The organism is Persephonella sp., assembly GCF_027023985.1.
Taxonomy (GTDB): Bacteria; Aquificota; Aquificia; order Aquificales; family Hydrogenothermaceae; genus Persephonella_A.
Genome location: NZ_JALVTW010000025.1, coordinates 1 through 23,534, shown reverse-complemented (window position 1 = coordinate 23,534; position 23,534 = coordinate 1). Strand labels below are relative to the sequence as shown.

The following is a 23,534-nucleotide window of genomic DNA, read 5'->3' as shown; positions in this document are numbered from 1 at the left end:
CTTAGTAATTTAAGTATTGCACAACATCTTCCTTCGTTTTTAAATATAATTTAAGGATACTAAATTCGTCCACAGAAAAAATTAATATTTATCAATACAGGAGGAAACATGCTGAACAGAAAATATCTTGAGGAGTGGGATAAGGAGTATTTCTGGCATCCATTTACACAGATGAAAGTTTACAGGGAAGAAGAAAATGTTATTGTTGAAAGGGGCGAAGGTGTTTATGTATATGATATATACGGGAATAAATATTTAGACGGTGTTGCTTCTCTATGGTGTAATGTTCATGGGCATAACCATCCAAAACTCAATCAGGCTGTTATTGAGCAGGTTCAAAAGATAGCTCATTTTACCACCCTTGGTGCTTCTAATGTCCCTGCAATAGTCTTTGCCAAAAATCTTGTGGAGATAACTCCTCCTAAACTTACAAAGGTTTTCTACTCTGAAGATGGTGCTGAGGCAATGGAAATTGCCATAAAGATTGCATACCACTACTGGCACAACAAAGGGGAAAAACAAAAAAATAAGTTTGTAACTCTGTCTGAAGCTTATCACGGGGATACTATAGGAAGTGTTTCTGTAGGTGGTATAAACATATTCCATGAAAAATATAAGCCTCTTCTTTTTGATGTTTATAAAATGCCTTCTCCGTATCTTGAGGCTGTTAAAAAAGTCGGGAGGGAAAAAGCCCTTGAATATGACACAACAAAACTTCTTATAGAAGAGGTTGAAGAATTTATATTCAAAAATCATCAGGAGATAGCTGCATTTGTCCTTGAGGCAGGAGTGCAGGGAGCAGCAGGAATTCTTCCTTTCCCTAAGGGATACTTAAAAGAAGTCAGAAGAATATGTGATGAGTATAACATTCTCATGATTGTTGATGAGGTTGCAACAGGCTTTGGAAGGTCTGGATATATGTTTGCCTCCGAAAAGGAAGGAATTGAGCCGGATATAATGGCTCTTGGCAAAGGCATAACAGGCGGATATCTTCCCCTTGCAGCCACCCTTGTAACAGATGAGATATTCAATGCCTTTTTAGGAGAATTTGGAGAAGCGAAACATTTTTACCACGGACATACTTACACAGGAAACCCAATAGCCTGCAATGTAGCTATAGCAAACCTTGAAGTATTTGAGGAAGAACAAACATTAAAAAAACTTCAGCCTAAAATAAAGCTGTTAGAAGAAAGGTTAAAAGAGTTCTGGGAATTGAAGCATGTAGGGGATGTTAGGCAATACGGATTTATGGCTGGTATTGAACTGGTAAAAGACAAAGAAAAGATGGAACCTTTCCCTTATGGAGAAAGAATAGGCTTTAAGGTGGCAAAAGAAATGCTCAAAAGAGGTATATGGGTAAGACCTCTTGGAGATGTTATGGTAATAATGCCTCCTCTTGTTATATCTGAGGATGAGCTAAATTATTTCTTAGATATGTTAAAAGAAAGTATAAAAACACTGGAAGATTAGGCTTTTTTGAGATATTTTTTGAACTCTTCAGGGAGAACAGGTTTACAGAAATGGTATCCCTGATAAAAATCGCAGCCCAGCTCTTTTAGGGCTGTGTATTCTTCTGTATTTTCCACACCTTCAGCTATAGTTTTGATATCAAATATTTTTGCAATATTTATTATAGATTTAACCAATCTATATATTTTTTCATTGGAAAGCATATTTCTAACAAAATAGATATCTATCTTTATAAAATCTATATCTGTCTCTGCCAGATAGTTCAGATTTGAGTATCCTGTTCCAAAATCATCTATAGCTATCTCAAATCCTAATTCCCTTAAAATTTCTATTTCTTTTTTATTTTCTGCTATCTCTACAAACTCCCTTTCTGTCAGTTCAAAAATTACGTAATTTTTCAGATTCTCTATCTCTTCTGGGGAAAATCCTGAGTTATTGTAATTGAGATTTTTATGGTGAAATGTTTCAACTAAATTTTTGATATTTGATGGGGTTACATTAATAGAAATCTTAACGGGTTTCAGATTTTCCTTTTTCCACTGGGATATGATTTTACTTACTTTTCTTATTACAAGGTCATCTATTAAAACAATCTGACCTGTCTGTTCAGCAACAGGTATAAAATCTGCAGGAGATATATAATTACCGTTTTCATCCTTCAGTCTGATAAGAGTTTCTGCTGCAACAACCTCTCCTGTTGCAAAAGAAACTATAGGTTGAAGATTTATAAAAAATAGATCTTCTTTTATTGCTTTTTCTATAATTTCTTCCATAGAAAGAAAATTTCTTGTTTTTTTATACTCTTCTTCATTAAAGAATCTTATTGTGTTTCTACCTTCTTTTTTTGCCATTTCAAGTGTTCTCTCAACTTTCAGAATCAGTTCCATCCTGTATTTTGCATCTTTAGGATATTCAACCACAGCCATATTAACATCAAGATTTATTAGATTACCTTTTATATTGATTGGCGTCTGGATGATAGATTTTAATTTATTTAGGAAGTTAACTATATCATCACCTGTATATATAATAGCAACTTCATCTGAACCACTTCTAAAGATAAAGTGGACAGTTATATCTTTTCTTAGATTTTCCACAAATTGTTTAAGTATTAAATCTGCTGTTTCTTCTCCATAAACTTCATTTATATGTTTGAAGTTGTATATATCAATAAGGATTAAATAAAATGGGTGATTTTCAGAAATTAATTCATCTAACTTTTTAAATAGTAGTTTTCTATTACCAATTCCTGTTAAACCGTCAAAGTATTCTTTTTTGAATAAATCATGTTCTTTTCTTATATAACTAATAGCAAGTGAGATATCCCCTGCAATCTCGCTAAATATTTCGTTTTCTCTAAAACTCGTAAATTGAGGCATATCTGAGTATAAAGATAAAGCAAATTCTGTTTTTCCTTTGATGACAATGGGGATACTTACGGCAAAATACAGATCTAAAATTTCGGGAAGTTCATTTTGTATAAAATTTTTGTCTGAAAGTTTTTCTATATTTATTTTGTCAGCAATTTCTTCATCAGCTTCATACATTATTGGAATGCTTTCTCTGATAGGAGAAATTTTTTCAATAACAGCAAGTTTGAACTTACCTATATCAACAAAAATCTCAACAAGGTGTCTGAATAACGTATGAACAGAGGAGGTGTTAATAATCGCTCTGTTTATGGAAGATAAAAGTCTGTATGCATTTTCCAGAGAAATGTTTTTCGTTACATCTTCAACTGCACCGAGAGCTGCAGGCATACCTTTTACAAAGATAGTGTCTGAAACAACATGCACCCATTTGATTTTTCCTTTGGGAGTTTTTATCCTCACTATATAATCAGCTGTTTCTTTTACACCCTTTAACCTTTTTTCCAGATAATTTTCTATTACTGGCCAATCTTTTGGATAAATAATAGCTTTAAGTTTCTCAACATTAAAGTTTTCCAGTTCTTCCTGTGGAATTTCCAGAATCTCTGCAACTTTTGAGTTCGCAAAAATAGGTTTTAGTCTGATATGTAAAAATATTCCTATAGGAGCAACTTCAAGGATTTTTCTAAACACTTTTTCCTTTTCATAACTGTCTGTTACATTTATAAGATAAATACATATTATTTCTTCATGATTAATTATTACAGCATCAAAATATTCAATTTTTTTATCAGCAGTTACAAGACGAAGTTTTGGGAAAAAGATAAATTTATTTCCTATTCCTAGTTGTTTTATTTTTGATTTGAATTCGGCAACCTGTTTTTTCTGTATAAAATTGACAAAATTCTCCCCTTTTATATTTTTATAACCTAAGAAATTCTTCTGGGGCACCTCTAAGATATTTAAATCTTTATCTGTTTCTATCATATAAATTTTCCCTTCTTCTAAGCCATACTTACTCCTTTTTGTATACAAAGCTTTCCCCCAATTTGATTTGTTTAAACAGCTTCAAATTTGGAGGAATACGCTCTGCATGTCCCAGAAAAAGATAACCGTTTGGTTTTAGCATATTGTAAAAAGTGGATAGTATCTCTCTACGGTGTATCTCGTTAAAGTAAATCAGCATATTTCTTGAAAAAATCACATCAAATTTCCCAAGTCGTTTCATTGTGTGCTTATCCATCACATTTACCACTTTGAATGAAACAGCTTTCCTCAGCTGGTCAATGACCTGATACTGATTTCCTATTTTCTTGAAGTATTTTTCTTTTATATGCTGTGGTAATTTACTTATACTCCTTTCTGAATATATTCCTTGTTTGGCTTTTTTTATGGCATCACTATCTATATCTATTCCAAGAAGCATAAAATCCCTTTTTTTGATGTAATGACCTTCTTCCATTATATAAATGGCGATACTATAGACCTCTTCCCCTGTTGAACAGGGAGCACTGAGAATATTTATAGGCTCAGTTGGAGGACGAATTTTATCCAGCTCAGGAATTATATACTTAACAAGGGTTTTAAACTGGTATTCTTCCCTAAAAAAATATGTTTCATTTACGGTAACTGCGTTGTATAGCTCCTGCCTGAGGGATTGATTTCTTAATACATCCCTGTAAAAAGAATCAAAATCCCTGTAATTATTTTTGACGAGAAGTTCTTTTATTTTTCTTTTGTATATATTATCTAACTTCTCATCATCTATAAAAACTCCTATATGTGTTTGGATAAAATCTCTAAGCTTTTTTAACTGTTGCGTTGATACATCCATACAATTAACCTTCCTGTGTATAATTCCTTATTATCGTTTTTAATTCTGAGTTTTTTTGTATCACCTCCTCCAGCTTCTGTTTATCTGTTATAAATAGCTGAATATATTTTGCTATTTCCCTTAAAACCTTTTGGTTTCTTTCTTTTACTGCAAGCTGAAGAATACGATTATCCGCTGTTTTATCAGGACAGTGTTGCAATGCCTTTACTGCTATTCTACGTAGCTCCGGACTGTTTTCATCCATAAGTGAAAACAGAAAATCTTTTAACTCACAGCTGCAACTTTTGAGAAAGTCTATTAAAGGTTCCACAAAAGCAGTTCTCTCTGTTCTTAAAATCTGTCTGTAGATTTCTTTTTCTTCTTCTCTTTTAGGGCATTTATCAAGGGATAACAGAGCATACTCATACATTTTTCTGTTTAGTCTGTTGTTTTTTATGTTTTTAAGTAGATTTTTCAGTAAAAAGTAATACTCCTTATGGGTAATCATATAATCAATAGCTGCAAGGGTGCTTTCCTCATCTTTGCTCATATCTTCTATAAACACCCTTGCTTCGTCAAACTCTTTAAACCTCTGTATATGATAAGTCTGGTCATGCTTTTTGAACATCTGTCTCCATTCCTAATTTTATTAGTTCTTCTAATATTTCTGGAAATGGTAGAACCTTCGAAGCTCCACCTCGGACATAAGCTTCCTTAGGCATTCCGTAAACTGTTGCCGTTTCTTCGCTTTCTGCTATGGTGTAAGCTCCTGCTTTTCTGAGAGCCACCATACCATCTGCGCCATCATCCCCTATTCCTGTAAGAAGAATTGCAATTATATCTTTTGGGTTCATAACTTCTAAAGCTGAGAAAAACATCTCATCTACAGATGGAACGAAAATTCTACCTCTGGCGTTTGATACCAGTTTGCACACAATAACATCATCCTGTCTTCTTCTAAAATGCAGATGATATCCGCCTTTTGCTATTATCATCTTCCCGGGAACAACTTCTTCTCCGTTGGAAGCTTCAACAACGGTAAGCTTACTGATACTGTTTAACCTGTCGGCAAACTTTTTTGTGAAATTCACAGGCATATGTTGAACCACACATATTGGATAAGGGTAATTCTCTGGAAGTGTTCTTGCTATTTCTTCAATAAGTCTGGGTCCTCCTGTGGAGGCTCCTATCAGAACATATTTATGGTCTTTTTTGGGAACAAAATCTGTTGTAGATATCTCTTTGTGGATTATTTTTGGGGTTTTGTTTCTTCTATTGGCTATTATTTTGTATTTGGGGACTTTTAGGGATTCTTCTATTTTTACTTTTATTTCCTCTTCTATTTTCTTAAGGTCTACTCCCAGTTTACCTGGTTTTGTTATATAGGTAAGAGCCCCTAAATCCAGTGCTTCCAGTGTGACATCTGCATTATCAGTTGCGTAGGAGCTGATTATCATCACCCGTGTAGGCTTTTTTTCCATAATTTCTCTCAGGACTTCTATGCCATTTTTACCAGGCATTTCAATATCCAGAGTAATCAGGTCATAATTCTCCTGCTGAATTTTTTGGAGAGCTTCCTCTCCATCTTTTGCTGTATCTACCTCATATCCTAATTCCTGAATAATTTTAGACAGAATTCTCCGAACTAATGCAGAGTCATCTACAACAAGTATTTTCTTATTGCCCATGCTCCACCAGCTCTCCTTTTAATCCTCCTGCATTATATATCCAGTTTGGATTCAAGAAGTTAATAATATCCCCTGTATCTGAAATAAAGGCTCCATCTATAAATGAATCCTCTGATGAAACAGGAATTATCTTCTCTTCTGGAACAGATAAGATATCTTCTATTTCTGATATTATAAGAGCTCCCTCTTTACCGTCCTTCTGGAATATCAATATTTTAGTATTTTCATCAATATCTATTTTCTGATTAAGTGCTGTCTCAAATGAAATTAAATAATATGTTTTTTCTCTAAAGGCCATTATTCCTTTTATATAAGGATTTTTTGTTGGATATGTTGAGATTTTTACATCTTCGTAGTTCAAGACTTCCACAATTTCGTCCATTCTTAAGGCAAATCTTTTATTTCCTATTTTTATCAGTAGGATTTCCTTTGTATCTTTTCTTTTTGTTTCTTCTTCGTGGTGAACTTCAGATTTCAGGGCATACTGGTCTATCCAGTTATTTATATGCTTGTTTGCTATAACAGACACAATTTTCCCATTATGTATAAAATATCTGTCAAAAATTTCCTCTTCTGTTGAAATACTTATTTCATTTTCTGGAACTGCAGCAAAATCGTTTATCCTATCCACCTCAATTCCCAGGATTTTGTTACCTTTGCCTAATAGTATGAGATTTTCTCCTTTTTTTTCATTGATATTAAGCAATTTTCTAAGATTGCCTGTTTTAATAATTATATTTTTTAGGGAATAAACCCTGTTTACCCAATTTTCTGTTGGGATTTTTGAGGGGGTTAACTCTTCTATATCTTCAACCTTTTTAACTAAATCAATATCAAATCCAATAATCCTATCTTCTATTTCAGATAAAACAAAGGCTCTTTCTTCCTGTGATAATGTTTTTGCAAATTCTTTTTCTTTTTTCTCAAAAAAGCTGGGAATATTTACCCTTCGTTCAATAAATTTTGGGGTGATTTCTTCTAAAACTGTATCCTGCTCTTTATAAAAGTTTATTATGCTGTTTTCATCTGTTTTTTCTATCTCCTGAATTTTTATTATTTCATCAATAAGAAGTGCATACAGACCTTTTCTGGTCTTTACAACAATGGCAGTTTTACCTATAGGCTGACTGCAAAAATCCCCTTCCATTTCCAGAATTCTGGCTGTGCATATAAGAGGATAAACATTCTCCCCATATCTTGTTATACCAATTACATAATCAGGCATCATATCTACATCTTTTATAACTTCTACATCAAATATGAGTTTTATATAATCTGCCTGAATTCCAAATAAACTATTCCCAATGGTAAACTCCAGAACACTCACTTTCATGCTGACACACCTTTAGACAGTTTTTCTGCAACAGCAGAGAGTATATTAACTGCTGTGTCCATTTCTCTAACGGTGTTTAGTATCAGCTCTGCTGCCTGTTTAGATTCCGAGGCATTTTTGAGGGAAAGTTCTGCAGCTTCTTTTATCTGGTCTGCTGCTATTTTTGATTGTTCAAGGGCTACTTTTGTTTCTTCTATAGATTTTTTTAGCTTTTCCATAGTTTCCATAAGATCTTTGAAGGAGTCTAAATTTTTTCCGAAATCTACTTCTAATTTCTGAAGTTTTTCATTTTCTCTATCCTGAGTAAGAACTATGTTGTTTAGCTCAACCAGAATTATGTCATTTTCCTCATTTACATGGTCTATGATTTCTATAACCTTATCCAGATTTTCCTCTGAAGTTGTTGCAAGCTCCCTTATATCTCTGCTTACCTCACTAAAGCCTTCCCCTAATTCCCCTATTCTTATTGCCTCAACTGCTCCGTTAATTGATAAAGCTGTGGTCTGAACCAGTGCCAGCTCAATTTTACGGATTGTATTGTTCAATGAGTTTATCTTTGATTTAATCAGGTTCAGATGAAGTTTCAGCCCTTCTGATTTTTCTGTATTTTGTTTTGATAACTGGCGGGTTTTCTTTACTGTTTCAAAAATCTGATTATAGTCTTCAAACAGTTTTTGGAGGGTATTAACTATATTCTGAATTGAGTTATTTGCCTGCTCAATGTAGCTTACACAGTTCTGGGCAACATTCGAGTTTTTAGTGGCATCTTCTTCGGATATTTTGGCTGCTTCTTCTATCTGGTTGAGAGCTTCAACTATCTGTTCCATAGATTTTTCCAGTTCTTCTATAGATGCAGAAAGTTCTTCAGATGCAGTTGCAATCTCATTGGCTACAATCTGGCTATTTTTTGTATCTATTTTTATGGAGATTTCCAGTATTGAGCGGGCAGCCTCTTCAATCTGAGAAAAAGCAACAACTTCAGAAGCAACTGTATTACTCACCTCACTGGTTGCTCCTGCTGCTTCTTCTGCTGCTGCCGCTATTGTCTCAGAGCCTTGATGTAGAATATCTATCTCATTTACAACCCTGTTAACCTGGTCAAGCATCTCTTCTGTTTTTCTTACTATATCCTCAAAGGCCTTTAATAACTCTTCCATTTTTTGAACAGCTATATTACTTTCATCTGAGGCGTTTAACATCTCTTTTTCTAATTTTTCCATTTCATCTCTTGTTAGTTTTATTTTGTCCTGAATTTCTTTAACTATATCTTTTATTTTCTGGGCATAAGTATTTGATTTTGATGCCATTGTTCTAATTTCTGAGGCCATTACTGTGAAGCTTTTGCCTTTTTCTTTTGCTCTGGCAGCTTCTATAGCTGCATTTAAAGCGAGTAAAGATGTTTTTTTAGCAAGTTTTGTTATAAGGTCTACTGCATCGGTTATATTTTTGCCTGCATTAAATAACTCTTCTGTTTTCTGGGCTATTTTACGGGCACTGTCGGCAGTTCTCGCCATTCCTGCTCCGCTTTCATTCACATCTTCGGTGGCATTTTTGATTAGATTTTCAAAATTTTCTATTACAATTAGAGCTTTTTCTGTTTCTTTTTGCATTAAAGCAGCATTCTGTTTGATTTCTGTAACTGCACTTAAACTTTCTTCTGCTGCTCCTGCACTTTCTTCAGCGGCAGCAGCAATCTGTTCCATTGTTCCTTTCAGTTCTTCGATAGCAGCCATACCCTCTTGAATTTTACTTAATAAATTCTGGGCAAGCTGTTTTAAGTCCATGCTATCTCCCATTGGAAAAATATTTTTTGATTGTTGTGTTTGAGGCGGGGCAGGTGTATCATTTTTTTCAGGGATATTACTATCTGAAGAGTCATTAAACTTTATAAATCCCATATTTCCCTCCTAACCTGAATTTTATATTAATTATCGTCTTATATTATTAATGAATACTATTAATAGGATTTTGTGTCAATGGTTGTTGGGTTAACCTTTACTAACTTTTATGATTTTGGTTATGGTGTTTAAATATTAATGTTTTTATATTCAGTTTATACCTGAAGAAGAGGCAGGGAAATTGAGCAAAAAACAGCTGATTTTTCAAATTGTCAAAGAAGCAGGCAAACCTCTAAAGGTAGGAGAACTGGAAAAACTAACCGGTATTGATAGAAATAGTATTCAAAAATTAGTAAATGAACTTTATATAGATGGTTTGATTGAGATAGATAAATGTCATAACAAAATCTTAGGTGTAAAAGGAGAACAAAATGGGTGATATTATAGATGTAACACTGCCAGAAAATCTGGCGCACCAGTGTGTAAAATGTTCTGCATGCCGCTCTGTATGTCCAACCTATTCTGTTGTGAAACAGGAAAGGTCATCTCCAAGAGGTAGATTAGCACTTGCTGAAGCTGTTGTTGATGGGGTTCTTCCTCTGACAGAAGAGATAGCTCAGCAGTGGAATGAATGTGCAATGTGTAGAAGATGTGAATGGATATGCCCTAATGAAGTTGAATACAAGGATATTATGTTCAGGGCAAGGGCTATGGCCGAGGAAAAGAAAAAATCCAAGTTTGACCCTGTTAAAACAGCTGTCTACCAAGGCCTTGCAATGACAGGTAATTTTGTAACAAAGGTATCTATGAAATTTGCCCCTTCTTTGATGAATGCTTATGGAAAGATGTTTAAAAAAGATGTCCCTGAATATAACGCAGTTTTTCTTAATACAGGAATTCCAAAGTTTACAAAACTACTTCCTAAACCAACAGCAAAACCATTTGGTCTAAGGGGAGTAGAGGTAAAACCTGAAAAACCCAAGGGAAGACTATTATTCTTTACAGGTTGCATGATAGATGCCTTTTACGGCAAAACAGGTGAAAGTGTTATAAAACTTATGGAAAAGGCAGGTTACGAGGTTGTTGTCCCTGAAAATATAAGATGTTGCGGTGCACCCCAGTTATACGGTGGTTATGTTGAACTGTTTGAAAAACTTTACAAACACAACAAGGAAGAGATAGATAAGTATGAATTTGATTATATCGTTGTTGCATGTCCAACCTGTGGTGGAGCTCTCCAAGAGGAATATGGCTATCCTGTAAAAGACTTTGCAGAGATACTGAGAGAAGAAGGTTATCTGGTGTTCAAAGGAGAAGGTGAAAGGGTAACATTTCACTTTCCATGTCACTCATACACAGCTATGTCAACAGACCCGAACGTTTACAGAGACCTTCTGAAAGGTGTTATAGATGCTGAGTATGTAGAAGGTGAAGATGCAATGATGTGTTGTGGTTTTGCAGGATATTTCTCAGTATCAAATTATGAAGTTGCTACAGAAATACAAAAGAGAAAGGTTAAAGATATAGAAAAAACCCAAGCTCAGTATGTCCTAAGTGACTGCCCAGGTTGTATATTTAACATAGCTGATGGAATGTATAAACACGGAGATTACAAAAATATAAAAGTTGTCCACCTTGCAGACTATCTGGCAGAAAGATTAATTGAAGGGGAAAACATACAAAAACCAGAAAATAAAGAAGAAGAGGAGCAGTCTATAAGCTCCATCTATTGACATAATTCCTGCCATAAGGCAGGGTCTTCCTTTATTATTTTTATGTAGTTTTTGTATCTTTCACAGGATATTTCACCGTTCTTTACTGCTTCCCTGACCTGACATCCCGGTTCTCTGGTGTGTGTGCAATCAGGGAACTTACAGTCGTATCTCAGGAACTCTCTGAAATAAAGCCTTACTTCATTTGGTTTAAGGAAATACAGCGCATCAACGCTGGAAAATCCAGGGGTGTCGCCTATGAATGAGTTTTCCCCAAATGGAAACAGCCTTACACCTGTTGTTGTATGTCTTCCCCTTTCTGTTTTCTCGCTAACTTCCCTTACTTCCAGCTGAACACCAACAAGTCTGGATAGGATTGAAGACTTACCTACTCCTGAAGGTCCTGCAAGAACGCAAATCATTCCTTCCAGATAGTCTGTTAGTTTCTGAATTCCCTCATTTTTAGCTGCACTGACCCAGAGCACATCATAACCGGCATCTGTGTAAATCTGTGTCCATTTTTCCAATTCTGCTTTTTCTTCTTGATTAAGCAGGTCAATCTTATTAAAAATAATAACCGGGTCTGTCTGAAAATGTTCATAAACAACAAGTAGATTGTCCATCAGGAAATTATCAAACTCGGGCATTTTTATAGCAGAAACAATCAGCACTTTATCAACATTTGCAACAGGTGGCCTGACAAGGAAATTTTTCCTTTCTTCCACCTGTTCTATGGCAAATGTGTTTTCATCAACAACTTCACCGTAAACATAATCTCCTGCATATATCTTTGTCTTTTTTAACACTTTTTTTCTGGGTATTCCTCTGTATGTCTTCTTATCATCAAGGGTATAAACCCCTATCATCTGCGCTTCTCTATCTATAACAAGTCCTTTCTTCACAGTTGAACCTCGTCAAAACTTTTTATTTGAGGGTATTCAAAATTTTCAATATATTCCGCATCTTGCGGCCTTACCAGTCTGTAAACTTTCATTCCTGCCTGTGCAGCAGCTTTTATCTCATCAAGATTGTCTGATAAAAATAGTATTTCTTCAGGCTTTAGTCCTATCTCCTGTGCGATTTTGCGGTAAGATTCTGACTCTTTTTTGTTTCCTATTTTGGTATCAAAATGCCCTGAAAACCAGTCCAGAATATCCCCCTTATCTGTATGAGAGAAAAATAATTTTTGAGCCTGAACAGAACCGGAAGAGTAAATATAAAGCTTATATCCCTTTTCTTTCCATTCTTTCATTTTGCGGTATGCATCTTCATAAAGAGGAGCTTTTATCTGACCACTTTCAAAGCCTTCTTTCCATATAAATCCCTGTATATCTTTCAAAGGTGCTATTTTCCTGTCCTCTTTTATCCATCTTTTTAATATCTGGATTATCTCATCTATATCCATATCCTTTCCTTCTATCCCCTGAACCTGCTGGAGAATATTTTTTATTTCAGGTTTGTCTTTGTTTTCTTTTATAAACTTTTCCATTTTTTCTTCTGAATAAGGAAACAGAACATCCTTTACAAATGTTATAGGTGAAACTGTTCCTTCAATATCTATCAAACTTGCTGTTACCATTCCTTCCTCCTATTATTTTTTTTATTAGTTTACAACAAACTCAAAGGTAATTAGACTTTATAGTATGGAAAAGATAAAAAGTTTGTCTTACAAAGATGAAAAAATAGCAAGGCTTTTAGAAGAGATTGTGAGCATTTTCAGGGAAAATATTAAAATTTCATTCAGGCTTTATCTTTTTAGTTCCTTTGCCACCGGAAGAGCCTCATATTTCTCAGATTTGGATATAGCACTTGAAACAGATGAAAATTTGGATTTTGGATAAAAATATATTCTGAAAGGCAATAAAAATTTCAGAACACATTATTAATTAAGCAACAATATCTTATAATTTTATAGACATGAGCACACATATCTAATATTTTTCTTTGATGGCTGATTATGCAAAATATTCAAAATCAATCTCGAAAACATATAAGGGTAATCTCTAAAACTACTACATGTAGAAAATAAAATTAAATATATAAAATAGGATATAAAAAACTAGCATTAACTACCCAAAATATATAGGGCTAAATTCTCATGGAACTTTGGGGTTTCTTTGAGAAATTAAAAGAAAAACTAAGCTATTTAGAAAATATTAGAATAGAAACCTACAATACTATAGAACAAGCAATAAATAATGCAAAAGTAGAAAAGCCAATTTGGAATAGAGTTGATAACGTTGTAGTTGTTCTTGTAGATTTAAAGAATTCAACACAGATCTCTAATAGAAAAACAAAAAGAGTTTATGCTAAATTTTTAGAGTATACGGGATATCCATTTGTAAAGATTAGCAAAAGCTTTGGTTCCGAATTTATTGACATAAAAGGAGATGGGGGAATATCTCTTTTCTCTGGTGAATATGCGGAAATTAAAGCTTTTCTGGCAGCTAAAACGTTCAAAACGTTTCAAGAAGAGTATGTAAGGGAAAAATTCAAAAATAAATATGGTGTAAATCTTTCTTTTGGAATCGGAATTTCTAAAGGAGATCTATTAGTAAAACTAATTGGACAAAGAGGAGATGATAAATTCTTTGTTTGGGCAGGTAATGCTATCAATAATGCAGCATTAATCTCGAAAAATGTGAAACGTTTTTCTAACAAAACGGTAATAGGAATTGATGAAAACATATATAATGTTTTAAATCAAGAAAAGTTTAAGAATTACTTAGTTATTTCTTGTGGATGTTTAAAAGGCGAAAATATTAGTCCTTGGAAAAAATATTATACAAAAAAGAAAAGCAATTTTAAGTATTATAAAATCGAAAGTGATTGGTGCAAGAAGCATGGAGAAAAACATATAAATGCTGTTTTGAAAATTATTGAAAATTATTAATAAGGAACTACTACAATTTATAATTATTGTCTTAATAGCTTGCACAAGATAATTCTACAAAATTCAAAGATATGAATTTTATGCTATATTTTAGATATGAAGGAAAAGGTGATTATCAAGGACAGGACTATAGGCAGGTTTAGATGTAAAGTCTGCGGGTATATATATGACCCTGAAAAAGGAGATGAAAAAAGGGCTATTTCCCCAGGAATAAGATTTGAGGAACTTCCTGATAAGTGGAGATGTCCTGTTTGTGAATATCCTAAATCCCATTTTTACAGGATTGACTGATGGATATAGGAAAAAGATTTGACGCAGTTGCAAACAGATACGACACCCCGGAAAAATACAAAAGGTCTGAGGATTTCCTGAAGGCTATTTTAAACAATCTTCCTGATACCAAGAGCTTTAAAGTTATGGATATAGGAGCAGGCACAGGTATTCTGGATATAATGCTTGCACCTTACGTAAAAGAGATTGTAGCTTTTGACCTTTCTGAAGGAATGCTTAATGTTTTCAAAGAAAAAATTGAGAAAAATAATATAAACAACATAAGAATTTATAAACATGACATTATATCAGAGGGCTTTCCTGAAAAGGATTTTGACCTGATTATCACCTCAATGACATTTCACCATCTTGATGACCCAATTGAAGTCCTAAAAAAGCTAAAGGAATATCTTAAAACAGGGGGCTATATTGCAGTAATAGACCTCTACAAAGAAGATGGCACATTTCATTCAGATAATACAGATGTAAAACATTTTGGCTTTGATGAGAAAGAGGTTGAAAACTGGCTAAAAGAAAGCGGTCTGGAAAAAGTCAAATACCAGATAGTCCATACCATAACCAAAGAAAGAGAAGGGCAAAAAAGAGATTATCCTGTTTTTATGATTATGGCCATAAAAAGATAAATTCCCCTCCTGCAAATTTATAAAATAAAAAGACAGGAGGGACAAAAATGAGAGCTTTAGCAGGGATATTAAGTTTATTACTACTTACATCTGCTTTTGCAAAAAATGTAAAACTGAAAGACCCCCCAGATGAACTTTCAAAATACTATCCACCTAAATCTGAAAAATATGAATTTCTAAGCCTGATGCATCAGCTTTCAACATCAATGACCGGTCTGGTTGTAAATCTTAAAGGAGAAGACTGGCAGAATGCACAATTATGGGCTAAAAAATTACAGGAAAATTATCTAAAAATCGGCCAAATGGTCAAAAAATGGGATAGAAACCTAAAAAAAGCCAATGCAGAGAAATTAATAGAAGCAGTTAAAAACAAAGACAAAGCAACAGCAATGGAAAATCTAAAAGCAATAGGAAGAACCTGTGTCCAGTGTCATAGAACATATCAGGCCTCTGTAAAAGTTAAATATCATACCCCTGATTTTAAGAAAATAAATGTTGAAGACCCGGTATCCGGTCAAAAGCTTGAATACGGCGATTATATGAAAAATGTAGCAAATGATATGAAACTGCTGAAAGTATACCTTACAGAAGGAAAAAACAAAGAAGCAAAAAAAGCCGGTCTTTCATTTACAAAAAGACTGAAAGGATTATCCCAATCCTGCAGTGAGTGTCATACACAGGAAGAAGGTTCAGAAAAGATATACTTTGGAGAGAGAACTCAAAAGCATATAAATGCCCTTCAGGAAGCTATCAAAAAATCAGACAAAAAAGCTATTTCAACCCATATCGGCTGGATAGCACAAAACAATTGTGTTAAATGCCATAATGTTCACCAAACACTTTATTTGCTTAAAGAAAAATTTGGTGATTAAAAATGCCTTTACTCCTGCTATTATTAGCGGCTTTCATAGCAGGTTGCGACAAAGTAGAAAAATTATTCTTAGAGGAGGACCTGCTCCAGCGTCCTCCTGCCAAAAGATGTTCAGAATGCCATCAAAACATATACAACCAATGGCTTGATTCCAGACATGCAAAAGCATGGACTTCTCCCCATTATATAGAAGCAAGTAATAACCATACTAAAACTAAATGTCTTTCCTGCCACGCACCCCTTGAGATACATCCTGAAGAAAAACCACAGCTAAGAAATAAACTTAGGAAAGAAGGAGTTAACTGCTTTTCCTGCCATTACAAAGAAGAAACAAATTCAATGCATGGTCCCTATGATGTATTTTCTCCGCCTCACTACTCCACTTATGACCCTGTTTATATAACATCAAAGGTTTGTTCTTCCTGCCATCAAAAAACTTATCAGCAATGGCAACAGACAGCTTCAAAGAGAAACTGTCAGGAATGCCACATGCCAGCCAAAAAGGGCAGACTTATCCAAAAATTCCCGTTTACATACCTGCATTCTAAAAAAGATATCCATTCCCATAAATTTCCTGCTTCTATAGCCTCTGAAAAGGATTTTCAGGTTAAGGTTTCCATTGATGATGATATCCTTACCCTTAGCATAAAAAACACAGGAATACCCCATTCAGTTCCTACAGCTGATAACGGAAAACCTAAGCTTTATATATACTTGACAGGATTTAAAAATGGAGATGAAATCTTTAATCAGATGCAGATAATAAATTCCAAAGACCCTCTAAAATTTGGAAAATGGAAAGAGATGGATTTCTTTATTGATTCAAAACCGGATAAAGTAGTGATTACAATCTTGAGAAAACTTTCATGGAAAGATAAAAAGGAAAAAGTTCTTCAAAAAGAGTTTCAATTTTGAGGTTTATCCTCTTCTGATTTACCGTAATACTTTTTCATTCTTTCATCTTGCTGGGCATGTTTTTTCATATATTTAAATACCCAGATGATAATTCCTATAGCAACAGACCAACCTATAAAGTGCACAATCCCCTGCATTGCAGTATATTTTTTTTCATCTAAATCAACTCTCCCCTGTAAAGGTTCAAATGCTTTTAACCCGTGGTCAAATAAGTCCAAAATCCATAATGCAATATTATGCAGTATATCCATCTTAGCCTCGGTAATATTATTCCTAACTAAAACTATTATAAGACATACAAAGTTGCAATCAAGTTTGTAAAAATGATTAAGTTATTAATCAAACTGACTTTACAACAGAAGAATATTATTTAAAGTTAAAAAAGAGGGGGATACCCCAAAAGTAATTGGTTATGTTATATTTTCTCCCCCTCCCTGCGTAGAGTTTTTAAGCTCACTCTGGACTTTCCACTCTCTATATCTGTATAAATCTTCTTTTATCATCATCAGGACAAGTCCCATAACAAAGGCATCATCTACATACCCAACTCCGGGGATAAAATCAGGTATAAAATCTACGGGAGATAGAACATACAAGAGAGCAAATACTATTGCAGCGATAGATAACCAGGGTATTTCTCTATATAAGCCGTTAGCATAATCTTTTATCATAGAAAACAAAATTTTTAAGTCTTTAACAAACTGCCCCAGAGGAGTATTGCCCTGAAACTTTTTACGGAGTTCCTTTTCTTTATCTAAAACCCTCTGTATATCTTTCTCGGTAACCTTAGGGATATTCTCCTCAACAAACTTTTTAAGTTTTTCCTCGTCAAAGTTAAAGTTTTTCATCAACTTACCTCCTTAAAGATTTTTTAATTTTATTAACAGATATTTTTCCAAAAATCTGACACCTAATATAAAAACTCATCAATATTTTTGATTTTTTTAGGAGGCTTTTACTTTTTCTTGTTTTTAAACATTCTTGCTCTTCCAAGTGTGCTAATGGCCTGTCTGTTCGCAATAGATTTGTTTACAGCAACAGCCATTTTATTTTGCCTTATTTTTTTCTTAGCCATTTCCTTCTCCTATAGGATTTTTATTAATTAACGGAAAAAATCAATGACTTTTGACACCGCTGCTGAGATTTTATTATTATTTAAAGTGATATGAATTTCAGAGAAGAATTAAAGAAAATATTACAAACAAAGATTGAAGAAAAACTACAAAAAGATGATTTTGCTTCCTTATGGTTGTCAGAAGTTAACAAAGCAGAAAAAACTCTTAAAGTCCCGTTAGGAAGTCAGAGGGGACGAGATTGTAGGCCATTAATAGTTTTGTCTAAAAATAAAAAGATTATAAAGAAAATAATTTTTCTAACTACAAAGGGAGATTTCCTTCCTATCAATATAAATAACTGCACAAAAAAAGTCTGTATTTGTAAAAATAAACTATTTAAATGGGAAAATAAATCAAAGGTTTTTAGATTATGGGGAAACAAAATAATTTTTTTACTGACCACCGAGCAACTTAAATATATAGCACAACCCTGTGGATTTTGTGATAAACAAGAAATTGAAGATATATATAAGCAAATTAAGAAATATCAAAGAGGCTAAGAATGGAATTTAAAGAAGGTTTATATAAATTTTTAACTAATGAAAATAATGTTTCTGATAAAGAGCTGGAATTTTTATTTATAGAGCTCAAAAAAATTATATATTTTGCAATAAAAGATTTTCTCAAAGATGATACAACTAATTACAAATACAAACTGCTTACAACCGAGTATGTTTGTGAAGATTCCTATTCAGACAAAATTATATCCTGCGTTGAAGAAATTTTTCCTTTTTTGGTAACAAAAATCTACAAAGAAAAAGAAAAAATCCTGAATGTGATACAGAATAGAAATCAGTCCTATATAAAGAGTTATCTAAAAACCATTGTAAAAAACAACTTCATATTAGACCCTTTAAAAAAATACAAATCTGAACTTGCATTTGAAAAGATATCTTTAAATGAGCCTGAACACAAGGAAAGCACTGACAAGACCCGGGAAGAAAGTCTGGAAAGTCCTGTTAATCTGGAAAATGAAATTTTATTATTTGATGAAGCAAATCATCTAACTGATTTATTGCAAAAAAATTTAACTGAAAAAGAGAAAAAAGTTCTTTGTTTTGATGAATATAACCTTGAAGATTGCATAAAAGACAGCTCAAAAGACGCTACCTATAAAGGCAGAGAAAGATACAGAAAAAAATTAAAAGATATTATGCTGAAGCATAAGTTTCCTTACGAAATTTATGAATATGCCGTAGAAAAAGGTATTCTGATGTCAGAAATTTGTAAAAAAGTTTGTTTATTAAAAGGAAGTTAGCGAGGAGAACAGATATGCGTCTAATAGAATTGATATACAACGAATACAAAAAAGCTCTTTCACAGCAAAAAGTAGAAGGTGAAGCTCCGGAATTTAAAGTTTCCAAAGAGGAGGTAGATAAAATTTTGAAAATATTAGATAAAGTATCCCCTTCAAAATTTGAAAAAAATGAAAAAATTGAAGCCGGAAATGTATATGAATATCCCGACGAGAATTTACCTATATTCTTCACAATTTTGGATAAAACAGAAGATTTATATATAGCTCTTGTTATGACACCTTACTGGCAACTTGCTTCTGATAAAGCTCTTATCGTAGATTTTGAACATCCTATTTCTAACAAATTTGCTGTTTTACCAATAATTTTAAACTTAGATGAAGAATTTATTAAAAATGAAGCTATTTATATTGGAAAATTGAAGAAAGAGGATATAGATATACTTCAAAAATTCTATAACGGAGAAATTGAAGAACTCCCAAAAGATAGAAGAGGTCTTTCTTATCCTGAAGGAGAGGGATTTTATCAGGAACAATTTTTAAAAGATGAAATTGAGAGGACATTTAAAATGCAAGTATTTGCTCAATCCCCTGAGTTTTGGGAAGAGGAAACTATTATAGAACTTTCCCCTGAAAGATTAGAAAAACAGCTTTTGGCTGCAGGGGAAGAAAAGACTGTTTACAGAGGTAAGAATTTTACCCTGTTTTACAACAAAGAAGAAAAAATCCTTGAGTTAGAACCAGCTGAAGAGCTAATAGATAAACCTGCGGCGCTGGAAATTTTCGGTGAAAAATATGAGTTTGAAAATCTTCCAAAAGTTATACAAATAGCTATTCCGGAAGAGTTCAAAGATAATATTAACATAGACTATATTGGACAAAACATAACCATAAAAGAGGTCAAATAATTGGGGGAATTATTAAAGTATAAAAATAAACCAGAAAGGCTTAAAGAGATTTTAAGAAGCGGAGCCGTTGAACCAAAAGAAGTAGATGAACTATATCAGCTTCTAAATGATAAAACCACCTCTAATGAAATTAAATTCTTAATATGGACACAAATAAAAAAAAGAGAAGATTTATTTGATATAGAAAAACTTTCTAAACTTCTAAAAACTTCAGAGCTAAACACTAAAAAAATATTCAAATCAACACCAATAGAGGTAAAATTCCCAATTGCTTTAAACAATAAAGGAGAACTTGCAACAGCCTATATAATACCTCTCCCGAAACCGATAGATACATTAACTTTTTCGTCAAATTTAGAAATAAGGCAGGCTTTAAGCACTATAAAACAACTGCTGAAAACTAAGAAACACCAAATTCAAAACTTTTTTGTAGTTTTTGACAGAGATTTCACCGGAAAATCCTTTATGCTGGCAGTTACAGCAGGTTTATTGCTTCCTGAAGAAAATATAAAAAATTTTGCTTTTACCGGAGTGGTTAACGAAGAGGGAGAAATATTTGAGGTTTCATATATTCCTCAAAAAGAAGAAATTGCCAAATCACATAATCTTAAACTTATAACTCCGGATAGCCTTGATAAAATAGACGAACTTATTTACTGGCTTGGAGATAAACCTGTAGATATTCCTTTTGTCTATTTGGTAAAAAGACCACCACAGGAAACAACCATAGCATTAAATAAAATAGAGAAGAAAATAAAGAAAAAGGAAAAGGATTTTTCTATTAATGGTTTGAAAAATATTTTAGGTATTGAAAGAAAAGATTTAGCTATTTCTTATGAGAATTCCCTTCCAGCTATAACGCCAGAACAACTCTCAGAAGAAAATGAATGGATTAAGCAGGTTTTGAATTTTGAGGAAAAATTAAAAAATATCTATTCAAAAGTAGATTTAAAAAAAAGAGTGTTGCATATAGGTTTATCTGTTCCTATATCTCTGGCAATGGGGCTTGGAATAAAATTGGGAACCAAGAAACCTGTTTTAGTTTATCATTACCAATCAGATGAGTATATTCCTGTTATAGATTTATCTACGACCGCAAAACTGAGAAAAATAAAATATATTCGCAAAAATATACAAAAACAGATGAAAAATATAGAAGTTGAAATACCAGAAAATATAGAGAGCTGGGAAAACGTAGCTGTTGCTATCTGGCTGGCAAGTCATAGTCCTTATGGAGATGTTCAAAATTATCTTGAGACTACTGGAAGAAATTGGCCTTTAATAAAGATTGAGTCAAGGGAATTTCAGGGTGATATTCCTTTGCCTCAGGATTTTGAGGATATTCCTGAGGACTACTGGATTAGATATGTATCAGAGATTTATTCTGTCCTTAATGTGCTTAAGGTGAAATACCAGATTCAGAAATATCACTTTTTCCTTAGTGTTCCTGTTCCGATTGCTTTTGCATTGGGAATGGCTATTGGACACTTTTGGGATGGGTATGTTTATAACTTCAACTTTAATGCTTCAGCACCGGAAGATAAATACTATCCGGTTTTTGATATAAAAGATAGCAGACTAAAAAGTATTTTTTAATATAAAAATCCTAATACAAAATCAGCCCTGGAAGTATTTACTCAAATTAGTCTTAAAATCTAATCTTCTCTTATTTTTCTCTATAATTTGCTACATAATACCCTCATTAAGCGGGTCAGTTTCAAGGTTCCTATTACTGAGCTAAAAGAAGCGGGATATGATTGTCGCAATACCCTCATTAAACGGGTCAATTTCAAGTCAAGCGTGGACAGAATATTGAAAACATTTCTCTATATTGTCGCAATACCCTCATTAAACGGGTCAGTTTCAAGACGGCATTAAAGACTGCACTGGGATGTTAAAGAGAATGTCGCAATACCCTCATTAAACGGGTCAGTTTCAAGTTGACGAAAATGGCAGAGTCATATTTTCTGCAGCTGTCCTGCGTCGCAATACCCTCATTAAACGGGTCAGTTTCAAGATATGAAACACCAGAAGAAAGAATAAATGCGGTTTAGTCGCAATACCCTCATTAAACGGGTCAGTTTCAAGTGTAGCTAATAACTACGGAGGTGCATGAAGATGCGTCGCAATACCCTCATTAAACGGGTCAGTTTCAAGAATGCCAAGGCGGCGTCCAGTTATGTGATGCACCGGTGGTCGCAATACCCTCATTAAACGGGTCAGTTTCAAGAATGCCAAGGCGGCGTCCAGTTATGTGATGCACCGGTGGTCGCAATACCCTCATTAAACGGGTCAGTTTCAAGTCCATCGTGATTCAGCTTGTATAACAGGAGGTCGCAATGTCGCAATACCCTCATTAAACGGGTCAGTTTCAAGAGAATTCCAAACCATGCTTGAAAATTATATCCCAGAGTCGCAATACCCTCATTAAACGGGTCAGTTTCAAGATATGGCAATAATAATGGACATAATGGCAACCAAAGTCGCAATACCCTCATTAAACGGGTCAGTTTCAAGAGAAATACAGGGAAGAAATAGAAGAATACCTGAATAAAAGTCGCAATACCCTCATTAAACGGGTCAGTTTCAAGAGCCCCCTCTGTAATCGTTGAAAATCAACATATTCAGTTTCCAAGAAACCTTTACTCTGGACAGACCTGTTATTAGAATACTAATTTTCCTTGATTTTGTCAAATTTAAAATCTCAATATTATCTCAATTATAAAATCCAGATTTTAAGCCCTTTAGAGAGGATTTTATGATTTATATCATATTCATATCCGGTACAGATTAGATGTCAGATTTTTTAAAAATCATCGTTTATAAAATACAAAATCATTCAAAATTTGAGGTTCTTAGAAATGAAAGACTATCTAATCCGTAAAAATATGTTCATTTTCAAAGAAAATCCTCTAAACCTCACCATAGAAGACAGTTATATATTTGTCCACAAAAAAGAGGATATAACCAAAATCAACATAAATGATATACAAAACGTTTTCACTATCTTTTATCTTCCGGTTTGGATAGTATCCACATTAAAAAATCAGAACACAAACATAATCTATTTGGACAAAACAGGAAAAATTAACAAAATCCATTTATACAAAAAAATAAGTTTTCCACAAAACCCAGATTATTCATTAGGATTTGAGATATTGACTAAAAAAGCACTAACCCTTAAAAATCTTTTTTCTATTTCAGAAGCCATAGACCTGCTAAATTATTCCATATCAAAAAATCAGACTTTTAGGGAAGTAAACAAATACCTTAACTATCTACTTAAATCTATCTTTTTAGAAGAATTACTATCAAAATATGATATCCCATCACCCAAAGCTGAAAAAAATGTAGGGTTGTTTTTAAACCTAACTGAAAACATAGTGGCTTTTTCCTTTTATGAAAAATTCTTAGAAAAAGGTATTAATCCTTCAAATGG

The 23,534-nt window shown here is 33.5% G+C and carries 24 protein-coding genes and 1 CRISPR repeat array; of the genes, 14 read left to right on the top strand and 10 right to left on the bottom strand.

The genetic code is table 11. The features are described 5' to 3' along the window. Positions 1 to 108 precede the first annotated feature (108 nt). Positions 109 to 1,470 (top strand): adenosylmethionine--8-amino-7-oxononanoate transaminase, encoded by a 1,362-nt coding sequence (bioA, locus tag MVE07_RS06195; RefSeq protein WP_297455418.1) that lies wholly within the window; start codon positions 109 to 111, stop codon positions 1,468 to 1,470. On the opposite strand, the gene MVE07_RS06190 is transcribed toward bioA, so the two are convergent. Genes MVE07_RS06190 through MVE07_RS06165 form a run of 6 tightly spaced genes read right to left on the bottom strand, consistent with a single transcriptional unit; the run spans position 1,467 to position 9,572 of the window. Beyond that, entirely contained in the window at positions 1,467 to 3,875 is a 2,409-nt protein-coding gene (locus tag MVE07_RS06190) for a bifunctional diguanylate cyclase/phosphodiesterase (protein WP_297455416.1), read from the bottom strand. The genes bioA and MVE07_RS06190 overlap by 4 nt on opposite strands. Further along, positions 3,856 to 4,674, bottom strand: coding sequence for a protein-glutamate O-methyltransferase CheR (locus tag MVE07_RS06185; RefSeq protein WP_297455414.1), 819 nt, complete (start codon positions 4,672 to 4,674; stop codon positions 3,856 to 3,858). The genes MVE07_RS06190 and MVE07_RS06185 overlap by 20 nt, the downstream gene beginning before the upstream one ends. Positions 4,675 to 4,678: 4 nt before the next feature. Further along, positions 4,679 to 5,281 (bottom strand): hypothetical protein, encoded by a 603-nt coding sequence (locus MVE07_RS06180; RefSeq protein WP_297455412.1) that lies wholly within the window; start codon positions 5,279 to 5,281, stop codon positions 4,679 to 4,681. Next, the gene (gene cheB / locus MVE07_RS06175; RefSeq protein ID WP_297455410.1) at positions 5,265 to 6,341 is read right to left on the bottom strand and encodes a chemotaxis-specific protein-glutamate methyltransferase CheB; all 1,077 of its coding nucleotides are present in this window, start codon (positions 6,339 to 6,341) and stop codon (positions 5,265 to 5,267) included. The genes MVE07_RS06180 and cheB overlap by 17 nt, the downstream gene beginning before the upstream one ends. Further along, positions 6,331 to 7,674 carry a chemotaxis protein CheW gene (locus tag MVE07_RS06170; RefSeq protein ID WP_297455408.1) on the bottom strand — a complete coding sequence of 448 codons (1,344 nt, stop codon included), beginning with the start codon at positions 7,672 to 7,674 and terminating at the stop codon, positions 6,331 to 6,333. Before MVE07_RS06170 ends, cheB begins: the two co-directional genes overlap by 11 nt. Next, complete coding sequence (locus tag MVE07_RS06165) at positions 7,671 to 9,572, bottom strand: methyl-accepting chemotaxis protein (protein ID WP_297455405.1); 1,902 nt, start codon at positions 9,570 to 9,572, stop codon at positions 7,671 to 7,673. The genes MVE07_RS06170 and MVE07_RS06165 overlap by 4 nt, the downstream gene beginning before the upstream one ends. Positions 9,573 to 9,753: 181 nt before the next feature. Between MVE07_RS06165 and MVE07_RS06160 the strand changes: the two genes are divergently transcribed. Beyond that, entirely contained in the window at positions 9,754 to 9,951 is a 198-nt protein-coding gene (locus MVE07_RS06160) for a helix-turn-helix domain-containing protein (protein WP_297455403.1), read from the top strand. Next, on the top strand, positions 9,944 to 11,245 hold the full coding sequence (locus MVE07_RS06155; RefSeq protein WP_297455401.1) for a (Fe-S)-binding protein: 1,302 nt from the start codon (positions 9,944 to 9,946) through the stop codon (positions 11,243 to 11,245). Before MVE07_RS06160 ends, MVE07_RS06155 begins: the two co-directional genes overlap by 8 nt. On the opposite strand, the gene rsgA is transcribed toward MVE07_RS06155, so the two are convergent. Both rsgA and mtnC read right to left on the bottom strand, forming a co-directional pair. Further along, positions 11,239 to 12,126, bottom strand: coding sequence for a ribosome small subunit-dependent GTPase A (gene rsgA / locus MVE07_RS06150; protein ID WP_297455399.1), 888 nt, complete (start codon positions 12,124 to 12,126; stop codon positions 11,239 to 11,241). The two genes, MVE07_RS06155 and rsgA, sit on opposite strands and share 7 nt — an antisense overlap. Continuing rightward, entirely contained in the window at positions 12,123 to 12,803 is a 681-nt protein-coding gene (gene mtnC / locus MVE07_RS06145) for an acireductone synthase (RefSeq protein WP_297455398.1), read from the bottom strand. The genes rsgA and mtnC overlap by 4 nt, the downstream gene beginning before the upstream one ends. Before the next feature lie 64 nt (positions 12,804 to 12,867). On the opposite strand from mtnC, the gene MVE07_RS06140 reads away from it, so the two are divergent. The 6 genes from MVE07_RS06140 (at position 12,868) to MVE07_RS06115 (ending at position 16,817) form a co-directional block, all read left to right on the top strand. Then, positions 12,868 to 13,065 (top strand): nucleotidyltransferase domain-containing protein, encoded by a 198-nt coding sequence (locus tag MVE07_RS06140; protein ID WP_297455396.1) that lies wholly within the window; start codon positions 12,868 to 12,870, stop codon positions 13,063 to 13,065. 257 nt (positions 13,066 to 13,322) lie between these two features. Beyond that, a complete protein-coding gene (locus tag MVE07_RS06135) occupies positions 13,323 to 14,117 on the top strand; it encodes an adenylate/guanylate cyclase domain-containing protein (RefSeq protein ID WP_297455394.1) in 795 nt (264 codons plus the stop codon). Positions 14,118 to 14,225: 108 nt separating this feature from the next. Then, positions 14,226 to 14,408, top strand: coding sequence for a rubredoxin (locus tag MVE07_RS06130; RefSeq protein WP_297455392.1), 183 nt, complete (start codon positions 14,226 to 14,228; stop codon positions 14,406 to 14,408). After that, entirely contained in the window at positions 14,408 to 15,031 is a 624-nt protein-coding gene (locus MVE07_RS06125; protein WP_297455390.1) for a class I SAM-dependent methyltransferase, read from the top strand. The genes MVE07_RS06130 and MVE07_RS06125 overlap by 1 nt, the downstream gene beginning before the upstream one ends. Positions 15,032 to 15,078: 47 nt before the next feature. Continuing rightward, positions 15,079 to 15,903 carry a hypothetical protein gene (locus tag MVE07_RS06120; protein ID WP_297455389.1) on the top strand — a complete coding sequence of 275 codons (825 nt, stop codon included), beginning with the start codon at positions 15,079 to 15,081 and terminating at the stop codon, positions 15,901 to 15,903. A gap of 2 nt (positions 15,904 to 15,905) precedes the next feature. Continuing rightward, positions 15,906 to 16,817: a multiheme c-type cytochrome gene (locus tag MVE07_RS06115; protein WP_297455387.1), complete on the top strand. Its 912-nt coding sequence runs from the start codon at positions 15,906 to 15,908 to the stop codon at positions 16,815 to 16,817. Here MVE07_RS06115 and MVE07_RS06110 read toward each other — a convergent pair. Together MVE07_RS06110 and MVE07_RS06105 are read right to left on the bottom strand one after the other, a co-directional pair. Continuing rightward, positions 16,808 to 17,068 (bottom strand): hypothetical protein, encoded by a 261-nt coding sequence (locus MVE07_RS06110; RefSeq protein ID WP_297455385.1) that lies wholly within the window; start codon positions 17,066 to 17,068, stop codon positions 16,808 to 16,810. The two genes, MVE07_RS06115 and MVE07_RS06110, sit on opposite strands and share 10 nt — an antisense overlap. A 159-nt stretch (positions 17,069 to 17,227) precedes the next feature. Then, complete coding sequence (locus tag MVE07_RS06105; protein WP_297455383.1) at positions 17,228 to 17,665, bottom strand: YkvA family protein; 438 nt, start codon at positions 17,663 to 17,665, stop codon at positions 17,228 to 17,230. Between the two features lie 317 nt (positions 17,666 to 17,982). On the opposite strand from MVE07_RS06105, the gene MVE07_RS06100 reads away from it, so the two are divergent. From MVE07_RS06100 to MVE07_RS06080, 5 genes are all read left to right on the top strand, one after another. Further along, on the top strand, positions 17,983 to 18,432 hold the full coding sequence (locus MVE07_RS06100) for a hypothetical protein (protein ID WP_297455381.1): 450 nt from the start codon (positions 17,983 to 17,985) through the stop codon (positions 18,430 to 18,432). Positions 18,433 to 18,434: 2 nt separating this feature from the next. Then, entirely contained in the window at positions 18,435 to 19,190 is a 756-nt protein-coding gene (locus MVE07_RS06095) for a hypothetical protein (protein ID WP_297455379.1), read from the top strand. Positions 19,191 to 19,204: 14 nt separating this feature from the next. After that, entirely contained in the window at positions 19,205 to 20,095 is an 891-nt protein-coding gene (locus MVE07_RS06090) for a hypothetical protein (protein ID WP_297455377.1), read from the top strand. Continuing rightward, positions 20,096 to 21,691 carry an SAVED domain-containing protein gene (locus MVE07_RS06085; RefSeq protein ID WP_297455375.1) on the top strand — a complete coding sequence of 532 codons (1,596 nt, stop codon included), beginning with the start codon at positions 20,096 to 20,098 and terminating at the stop codon, positions 21,689 to 21,691. Between the two features lie 91 nt (positions 21,692 to 21,782). Next, positions 21,783 to 22,687: direct repeats of the CRISPR family, unit length 35 nt; unit sequence GTCGCAATACCCTCATTAAACGGGTCAGTTTCAAG. 269 nt (positions 22,688 to 22,956) lie between these two features. Next, a partial coding sequence (locus MVE07_RS06080; protein WP_297455373.1) for a hypothetical protein occupies positions 22,957 to 23,534 on the top strand: 578 nt, incomplete at its 3' end.

What these genes read in the sequence shown, in the direction of transcription:
- bioA (WP_297455418.1), top strand. Translation starts at nt 109, where the DNA reads ATGCTGAACAGAAAATATCTTGAGGAGTGGGATAAGGAGTATTTCTGG.
- MVE07_RS06185 (WP_297455414.1), bottom strand. Translation starts at nt 4,674, where the DNA reads ATGGATGTATCAACGCAACAGTTAAAAAAGCTTAGAGATTTTATCCAA.
- MVE07_RS06180 (WP_297455412.1), bottom strand. Translation starts at nt 5,281, where the DNA reads ATGTTCAAAAAGCATGACCAGACTTATCATATACAGAGGTTTAAAGAG.
- cheB (WP_297455410.1), bottom strand. Translation starts at nt 6,341, where the DNA reads ATGGGCAATAAGAAAATACTTGTTGTAGATGACTCTGCATTAGTTCGG.
- MVE07_RS06170 (WP_297455408.1), bottom strand. Translation starts at nt 7,674, where the DNA reads ATGAAAGTGAGTGTTCTGGAGTTTACCATTGGGAATAGTTTATTTGGA.
- MVE07_RS06165 (WP_297455405.1), bottom strand. Translation starts at nt 9,572, where the DNA reads ATGGGATTTATAAAGTTTAATGACTCTTCAGATAGTAATATCCCTGAA.
- MVE07_RS06155 (WP_297455401.1), top strand. Translation starts at nt 9,944, where the DNA reads ATGGGTGATATTATAGATGTAACACTGCCAGAAAATCTGGCGCACCAG.
- mtnC (WP_297455398.1), bottom strand. Translation starts at nt 12,803, where the DNA reads ATGGTAACAGCAAGTTTGATAGATATTGAAGGAACAGTTTCACCTATA.
- MVE07_RS06140 (WP_297455396.1), top strand. Translation starts at nt 12,868, where the DNA reads ATGGAAAAGATAAAAAGTTTGTCTTACAAAGATGAAAAAATAGCAAGG.
- MVE07_RS06135 (WP_297455394.1), top strand. Translation starts at nt 13,323, where the DNA reads ATGGAACTTTGGGGTTTCTTTGAGAAATTAAAAGAAAAACTAAGCTAT.
- MVE07_RS06125 (WP_297455390.1), top strand. Translation starts at nt 14,408, where the DNA reads ATGGATATAGGAAAAAGATTTGACGCAGTTGCAAACAGATACGACACC.
- MVE07_RS06120 (WP_297455389.1), top strand. Translation starts at nt 15,079, where the DNA reads ATGAGAGCTTTAGCAGGGATATTAAGTTTATTACTACTTACATCTGCT.
- MVE07_RS06115 (WP_297455387.1), top strand. Translation starts at nt 15,906, where the DNA reads ATGCCTTTACTCCTGCTATTATTAGCGGCTTTCATAGCAGGTTGCGAC.
- MVE07_RS06110 (WP_297455385.1), bottom strand. Translation starts at nt 17,068, where the DNA reads ATGGATATACTGCATAATATTGCATTATGGATTTTGGACTTATTTGAC.
- MVE07_RS06105 (WP_297455383.1), bottom strand. Translation starts at nt 17,665, where the DNA reads ATGAAAAACTTTAACTTTGACGAGGAAAAACTTAAAAAGTTTGTTGAG.
- MVE07_RS06100 (WP_297455381.1), top strand. Translation starts at nt 17,983, where the DNA reads ATGAATTTCAGAGAAGAATTAAAGAAAATATTACAAACAAAGATTGAA.
- MVE07_RS06095 (WP_297455379.1), top strand. Translation starts at nt 18,435, where the DNA reads ATGGAATTTAAAGAAGGTTTATATAAATTTTTAACTAATGAAAATAAT.
- MVE07_RS06090 (WP_297455377.1), top strand. Translation starts at nt 19,205, where the DNA reads ATGCGTCTAATAGAATTGATATACAACGAATACAAAAAAGCTCTTTCA.